Origin of the sequence: Methanosarcina sp. 2.H.T.1A.6, from assembly GCF_000979455.1 — an archaeon.
In the GTDB taxonomy this organism is placed as follows: Archaea; Halobacteriota; Methanosarcinia; order Methanosarcinales; family Methanosarcinaceae; genus Methanosarcina.
The window spans coordinates 83695-90811 of the sequence record NZ_JJOY01000040.1 but is presented as its reverse complement, the minus strand read 5'-3'; the positions used below and the strand labels follow the sequence as shown (position 1 = coordinate 90811).

At 42.4% G+C, this 7117-nt stretch carries 7 protein-coding genes; 2 read left to right on the top strand and 5 right to left on the bottom strand.

Features of this window, described 5'->3' with window-relative positions; genetic code table 11:
- Positions 1–526: hypothetical protein (locus tag EO98_RS11740; protein ID WP_048160060.1), on the bottom strand; the 526-nt coding region annotated here is incomplete at its 3' end.
- 497 nt (positions 527–1023) lie between these two features.
- Here EO98_RS11740 and EO98_RS11735 point away from each other — a divergent pair.
- Positions 1024–2343: a cobyrinate a,c-diamide synthase gene (locus EO98_RS11735; protein ID WP_048142637.1), complete on the top strand. Its 1320-nt coding sequence runs from the start codon at positions 1024–1026 to the stop codon at positions 2341–2343.
- A gap of 94 nt (positions 2344–2437) precedes the next feature.
- Here EO98_RS11735 and priL read toward each other — a convergent pair whose 3' ends face one another.
- The 4 genes from priL to EO98_RS11715 form a co-directional block, all read right to left on the bottom strand.
- Entirely contained in the window at positions 2438–3553 is a 1116-nt protein-coding gene (gene priL, locus EO98_RS11730; RefSeq protein WP_048142634.1) for a DNA primase regulatory subunit PriL, read from the bottom strand.
- 7 nt (positions 3554–3560) lie between these two features.
- Complete coding sequence (locus EO98_RS11725; protein WP_048132013.1) at positions 3561–4298, bottom strand: DNA polymerase sliding clamp; 738 nt, start codon at positions 4296–4298, stop codon at positions 3561–3563.
- A 359-nt stretch (positions 4299–4657) separates the two neighbouring features.
- Complete coding sequence (locus tag EO98_RS11720) at positions 4658–4972, bottom strand: transcription factor S (RefSeq protein WP_048132015.1); 315 nt, start codon at positions 4970–4972, stop codon at positions 4658–4660.
- Positions 4932–5366 (bottom strand): NUDIX hydrolase, encoded by a 435-nt coding sequence (locus tag EO98_RS11715; RefSeq protein WP_048142653.1) that lies wholly within the window; start codon positions 5364–5366, stop codon positions 4932–4934. The genes EO98_RS11720 and EO98_RS11715 overlap by 41 nt, the downstream gene beginning before the upstream one ends.
- Positions 5367–6243: 877 nt before the next feature.
- Between EO98_RS11715 and artA the strand changes: the two genes are divergently transcribed.
- Entirely contained in the window at positions 6244–7113 is an 870-nt protein-coding gene (gene artA, locus EO98_RS11710; RefSeq protein ID WP_048142631.1) for an archaeosortase A, read from the top strand.
- Positions 7114–7117: the final 4 nt, after the last annotated feature.

Genomic DNA, 7117 nt, shown 5'->3' with positions numbered 1-7117 from the left:
TTTCTACGTTGTCACAGCTTTTTACTGGATTTTCTACGTTGTCACAGCTTTTTACTGGATTTTCTACGTTGTCACAGCTTTTTACTGGAGTTTCTACAACGTCATCAGAGGGTTTCTGTCCACAGTATTCAATAGAGTCATAGTCACATAAATTACAGTTTGCCTGTCCACAATCTGCAATGGAATCGCAGTTACATGAATCACATTCACAGTTTGCCTTATCACAGTCTGCAATAGATTCACAGTCACATGAATTACAGTTTGCCTGTCCACAATCTGCAATGGAATCGCAGTTACATGAATCACATTCACAGTTTGCCTTATCACAGTCTGCAATAGATTCACAGTCACATGAATTACAGTTTGCCTGTCCACAATTTGCAAGAGTGTCACAGGAAGCTGTAGGGGTTTCTGCAGATGTAAGAGCATTACAGGAAACTGCTCCTGCAGTAATTAAACTTGACATCATTATTATAATAGAAGCACATGCCAGAATTTTTATAATTGGTTTTTCACTGAAGTGCATTTTTTCCCTCCAATTGTTCCTACGAGTTTGTCTGATCTTGCTCATTTTATCTTAGAAGATCCGGAACCTAAAAGTATCGGCACAGTTAAACATATAAAAATACTTACACTAACTGCCAAAAACCAAAATTAAAAACCGTATTTAAGCCTTTATATCGAAAAATAAAACCGGGAAAATACATTTAACACTTGATTGTGCTATATACTCTGGCAAAAGTAAATTTAAAACTTTATAACACTTTATCTTATTTTATAATGGTTCCTGAGAGGTTGAATTAAAAGTTAATTAATAAATTGCAAATGTTGGTATTAATTGGTTCAGTTTTAATCCTAATTTCTCCTAAAGAATATAATTTATTCACACTTTTTACGCAAATTCTCCTAAATTCTTTCCATTCCTTCTCATTTCTTTTCATCCCTTTCTTGAAAACGGCATAAAGCGCTCGAAACAGCTTGATTAATAACCTTATATATATTAATTTATACAATAGTTACCAAATGACAAAAGGAATACTTATCGCAGGAACCCATAGTGGAGTTGGAAAAACCACAGTCTCCATGGGTATTATGGCTGCCCTCAAGCACAGGCAACTAAGAGTCCAGCCTTATAAGGTAGGGCCGGATTACATTGACCCTTCCCACCACACAGCCATCTGCGGGCGTTCTTCCAGGAATCTGGACACCTACATGATGGGCACGGAAGGAGTGAAGCAGACAGTTGCCCGTACGTCTGAAGATGCTGACATTGCTGTCGTTGAAGGTGTCATGGGGCTCTTTGATGGGATTGACTCTACGGAAATTGCAAGCTCGGCGCACGTTGCAAAGACTCTGGATATTCCGGTGATTCTGGTAATCAATGTCCATGGCATGTCAAGAAGTGCCGCAGCTCTCCTGAAAGGTTATTCCGAATTCGATCCGGAAGTCAGGGTTGCAGGCGTTATCCTGAACCAGGTAGGCAGCCCTCGCCATGCAGAACTTGTAAAGAATGCGCTTCCGGGCAACATTCCTGTTATCGGTACAATTCCCCGAAGGAAAGATATTGAAGTCCCTTCAAGGCATCTGGGGCTCTACATGGCGCATGAAAAGGACTACAACACTGCGGAAATGGCAGCCTTTATTGAAGAAAATGTTGACCTTGATGCGGTGCTTGAACTTGCTGAGCCCTGTTCGGTTCCGGAGGCTGAGGTAATTCAGAGACCAGCTACAGATCTCAGGATCGGAGTTGCCTGGGACCCCGCGTTCTGTTTCTACTACCGGGATATGTTCGATGCATTCGGAGACAGCGGAGCAGAAGTAATATTTTTTAGCCCTATGGCAGGTGACGTTCCGGATGTAGATGGAATTTACCTTGGAGGCGGCTACCCTGAACTCTATGCAGAAGTCCTTGAAAACTCCGAGACTACCCGGAAACTGAAAGGACTTGCAGCTGACGGCCTTCCCATCTATGCGGAATGCGGCGGCTTGCTCTATCTCTGCGGAACTTATGAAGTAGAAGACAGGACATATAAACTGGCTGATGTTGTGCCTGCAAATACCCGCATGACAAACCGTCTGAAGGCTCTGGGATATACCGAAGCCCGCCCTCTTGACAAAAACTTCTCTTCCCACAATATTAGAGGTCACGAATTCCATTACTCTCTTACGGAGTGCGACCGGGATGCCAGGTTTGCATACGAAATGATCCGCGGGAAAGGCATACAGGACGGTTTTGACGGGCTTGTGGAACACAATACCCTTGCAGGATACATGCACTCCCATCCTTCCAGCTTCCCGGTAGATAAGTTCGTGGGGAAATGCAGGGAATACAAAAGGAGATAATTGAGACGGAGCTGCATAGTCGGGAATGAAACCCTACAGAAGAAAATAGCGAAAAAGAAGATAACTTTTGGGAAACCGGGGCGTTAAAGCTATTTCAGGTTTTTCTCTTTTCTTTTTCTTTTTCCTGCTCTTTCCCCTTTTCCCTTTCCTGTTCTACTTGATGTTTCTCTCCCTGCTCTTTTTCCTGTTCCCTTTCCCTTTCTTTATTTCTTATGTAGACCTTTTTCTCGTAATACCCTAGAGGATGGCTGATTTTTTCGCAGAGCCCATCTTTTCCCACGCAGTTGCCGTAGGTCCTCATGGTGTCGCAGGCTGGGGGTTTGTATGCATTGCCTGTAGCGCCTGCAATGTGTTCTATCTGGTAGAGGGTTTTTTCCGCGTCAAAATCGGGAGAGATGTTGAAAAGGTTCAGGATTTCGTCTACTGACATTCCTACACTGAGCAGGAAAGAAGTCATTGCAAAACGCATCGAATGGGCAAGGTTAACTCCACCCTGTACGTTTGCAAGCGCATGGGCAATACAGGGAGGAAAGAGGTCGGGCTCAACAGCTCCGAAGTCCGTAGCCCCGAATTTCTTTTTCTGGACCTCGAACTGTTCCTTTATCTCGGAAACGTAGGGGGAGCAGAAGCTGGAGATTTCGGAAGGAATTTCCGGGATGGGGAAGGACTGTTCGATCCTTTCCCTGACTGCTTCTTCAAGAAGCCTTGCAAACTCTTCCTTTGTTATTTTTATTTTGCCTGCCCTGAGCTGGCGGTTTGTCAGTTTCCAGGAGGGGTCTTTGAGGGAATTTGAAAAGCGGATATAGTCCGTAAAATGCATACTGAAATAGGAGTCCCTGAAATCTGCCGAGATTCCAAAATCTTCCCCGAATTCGAGCAGAAAATCCGGGGGTTCGTTTCTTAAAAAAGCGTAGGCAGCCTTGGCTTCTGCCAGAGCATAGCGCCGGGTAAAGAGCTGGTCATCCACACAGGCAACCAGCATCCTGGCAAAGGGATAGGAAAGGAGTTCCGAGAGTACCTGGACTTCCCCTGATACAGGGGATTTTTTAATTTCTCCTTCAAGAGCTTCTTTTACCCTTTCTATTCCACGGGATCTTGCAGCCCTGTAAGCTCGCGAATTGAGCAGGTTTTCCAGAGAAATTCCCAGGTTTCCAACATGGGCAGATGCTTCTGAAATAAATGGGTAATATGCAAGTTTTTCGGCCTGCATGTCACCCTTAGTCCGATTCTATTCTCGGAGCCAGGAGATAGGATATTCTTCCTGCACCGTTTGCAATTTCAAAGTCAATCAGGACAGGGAAATCTCTGCCAAGAGAGAGGGTGACCTCATTTACCTTGTTTGTAGGTTTGACTATATCTGTCAGGTAATCCAGGGAAAAGAGAGAACAGGCTTCTCCTGCTTTCAGGTCGATTAGCTGGTCTCTGCCCATCTCCAGGCGGACCTTGTCGGTGTCTCCCTTTGCTTCCATATAGAAAGTATCGCCAGAAACTCCCATGAGCATATGGTCGCTTATCTTTTCTGCGGCTTTTACGGCACGCCTGAGGTCTGCACCATTCAGGACAACTTTGGCAGGCAGATCGAGCTGGGGAACTCTGGGTTCTGCACGGATTGTTGAAGGGTCCAGAAGAGAAAGAGTATAGGACAGCCCTCCTACATCAATCAGGAGTTTATTGCTTCCTTCTTCAAGTTCCATCCTAACTGTATCGCTCTTGTCCGCAATTCCCAGCAGGTCGGTAATCTTATTCAGGTCGAGTCCGATCTCACACTCATCAGCGCTGTATTCATCAAAAGCCGATGATCCAAGCTCAAAAATCCCCATTGCAACGTTGGCAGGATCAACTGCTTTTACCGAAATACCTTCGGGTTTTATTCTAAATCTAACTTCATCTACAATTACAGCCAGTGCGGCAATCGCGTCTTTCAGAAGCTCTGCATTAATTGCTGCCTTGAACATGATTCTTCTCCATCAAATAAATTTAAGCCTTAAACTCCTTATCTATCACTTGGATATATAAATTTCCTTACGATCTAGGATTTTCTATCCTTTTGAGGAAAATTTTCCGAATCGGAATAAGTAGCCATATATGGAATCGGGATAAACTATTAGATTCAAAGTCCCGGCAACTATATAAATCTTGGTCAGAAAATCAGGAAGCAACAGGCTCTGCCTGAGACATAAAAGAAGTTCTGACCTGAAAATTCGTTTTCCAGAGGTACATTTTTAAGAAGTACATTTTTAAGAAGTACGTTTTTAAGAAGTACGTTTTTAAAAAGTACATTTTTAAGAAGGGCCCTAAGAAAAGGTTGTGGAATTTAGTCGTATTCTCTCCAGGTAAACCCGCACTTCGTACATTTGAGAAAACGGGTCTCGGATTCATCTGCAGACCTGAGCTGTCTGAGCCACCAGGCTGCTGTATTGTTCCCGCACTCCGGGCATTTTACACTCGTTGTTGGCAGGCCTGAAGTCTGTTCACCTTCGAGTACTACTACTTCATGATCGTCAATCTTGGCTTTGGATACGAAATTCTTTTCGTTATTTTCAATCGGTATTATGTTCCCACATTTTCTACATTGGTAGTTACCATCTTTAGGAAACATCATACTTTTGCATTTGGTACAGAACTGCATTAATATCACTTTTTGCGTCATTTATCATTTTATTGTGGTCAAAAGCCAGTTCAGGAATTGAATCAAGCTCAAAAAGTTCAACGGCATCAGCGTCAGAGCCTGATTTTAAATCTCCGTATCCTTTCGCAAGGTAGCACACTGAGATTGTATGTCTCCTGGGGTCGCGTTCAGGGTCGGAATAGACACCGATAAGTTTGAGAATCTCTACAAAAAGGCCTGTTTCTTCAAAAGCTTCCCTGGAAGCTGCTTTTTCTGTACTTTCCCCGATTTCAACGAAGCCTCCAGGAAGGGCAAATTCTCCCTCATATGGGGGGTATTTTCTCTTCACCAGAACAAGCTTGTTTTTAAAGAGAATTACAGCATCAACGGTTAGGCTGGGGGCATTATGTTTCATAAAAAGCCTTCGAAGTTTACTTTCCGTGAGATCTTTTTCCTCTACCAATCTCCTTCCTGATTAGCTTTTTCTGGCGTTTTGCCAGATATAATAATATATTAGTATTGTGCATATTGTAGAAACTCGTCATCATATTTCAATTATTCTTCTCAACTTTTCCATTCTTTTTAATTCTTTTTTGAGTTGTTCTCCGGTTCTCTGTGCTATGAGTCGAGTCTCTATCAAGCAAAAAAGTCACTTACGCAGTAGTCTTTATTAAAGGTTTCTCTTTTTTAGATTCCCAAAAAGTTCTTTATATATTTTGTCAGAACTTTTTAATCTGGGTAATTTTTCCTTATATATGGAAATGCTTCATAATCCGTTATTTTTCTATAATAGTAATTTGTTATCTATCTACAATACTAATTTGTTATCTATCTACAGGGTTCTTAACATCCTCAAATGCCTGACTGCAGAAATCTGGGCAGGTATTTATATATCTAGAGTTAGGTCAGATGCCTGTAATCCATAATACTCAATAGTTACCTAACCTGAAACCGTTTACATTATAATACTGGGATTGCCTCATCTGGTAGATATATTACTTTCAGGTTGTATCTGCCAGTGCCCTAGCATGGCTTCTCAGGGGGTAATAATTCGCAAGACTGTAAATTAGTTATATCAGAAAGTAAAATCCATAACCTTTGAATTCCTTAATACTTATGGTTATGAAAACTTTAAGTCCTTTGTAGAAGCTCTATGGAAATCTATTAATTATTTTAGAGAATTTCATGTTCTACTTTCCGGAAACTTCAGAATTTGCTTGGGATTTTCCAATATCACAGAAGAACTATAGAATCTGGAATGTTTTCATCCCAGGCAAAAAGGTGCGTGAAAAATGATAGAAAGTGTACTCTGGCTCGCAGTTGGGTTAATGATTGCGTCATCCGTTATCCCCAGAACCTCAAGAGTTCATAAACTGGTAGGGGGTATAGGATGGGGTGTTTTTTCCATCCATTGGGGTTACCAGCCTCTCCACTACATTGAGACCCTGGACTATGCCAACGTGGGCCTTACATTTGTATTTGCCCTGTTCTGCTTACTTATGGCATATATCATGTTTAGGGAGTACAGGGAAGGCCCTCTCCTTATAAAAAAGAATAGAGAAGTGATGCACTCGGAAGTTTCAACTCAGATTGAGGGAGATTCCCTTGACATAACTTCAATGATTACAAGTGCAAGTGCTCTTGGCGCTCTTGTTTATTTCCCGTTTGCAAATTTCTCTTCCCTGAACACCTGGATAATTGGCAACGTTACCTCACAGGTTATCTGGGTTCTTCAGTACTTCGATATCCCGGCATACATGAAAGCATGGAATATGATTACCCTTAACGGGTATACGGTTGAGATTATCCTGGCCTGTACCGCAATTGAAAGCATTGCTCTTTTTATGGGGCTAATAGGTGCGGTCAGAGCTCCCCTGAATCGTCTTGTTATGGCCTTCATCGTATCCGTACCTGTGATCTATGTGCTCAACCTTATCAGGGATATTTTTGTGGTTGTAGCTTATGGAGAACAGTGGTTTGGTGCTGATAGTTTCATAATTGCCCACAACTACATTGCGAAGGCAGGATCAGGGATTGCTCTCTTTGCAATTTCATATGCAGTACTCAAGATTCTGCCTGAGTTGTTGGGAATGATCGACGGCCTTTGGGTCATACTTTCCGAAGAATTGAAATATCTTCTGCATAGATTTGCTGGGGAATGAGATC

What these genes read in the sequence shown, in the direction of transcription:
- EO98_RS11735 (WP_048142637.1), top strand. Translation starts at nt 1,024, where the DNA reads ATGACAAAAGGAATACTTATCGCAGGAACCCATAGTGGAGTTGGAAAA.
- EO98_RS11715 (WP_048142653.1), bottom strand. Translation starts at nt 5,366, where the DNA reads ATGAAACATAATGCCCCCAGCCTAACCGTTGATGCTGTAATTCTCTTT.
- EO98_RS11725 (WP_048132013.1), bottom strand. Translation starts at nt 4,298, where the DNA reads ATGTTCAAGGCAGCAATTAATGCAGAGCTTCTGAAAGACGCGATTGCC.
- priL (WP_048142634.1), bottom strand. Translation starts at nt 3,553, where the DNA reads ATGCAGGCCGAAAAACTTGCATATTACCCATTTATTTCAGAAGCATCT.
- artA (WP_048142631.1), top strand. Translation starts at nt 6,244, where the DNA reads ATGATAGAAAGTGTACTCTGGCTCGCAGTTGGGTTAATGATTGCGTCA.
- EO98_RS11720 (WP_048132015.1), bottom strand. Translation starts at nt 4,972, where the DNA reads ATGCAGTTCTGTACCAAATGCAAAAGTATGATGTTTCCTAAAGATGGT.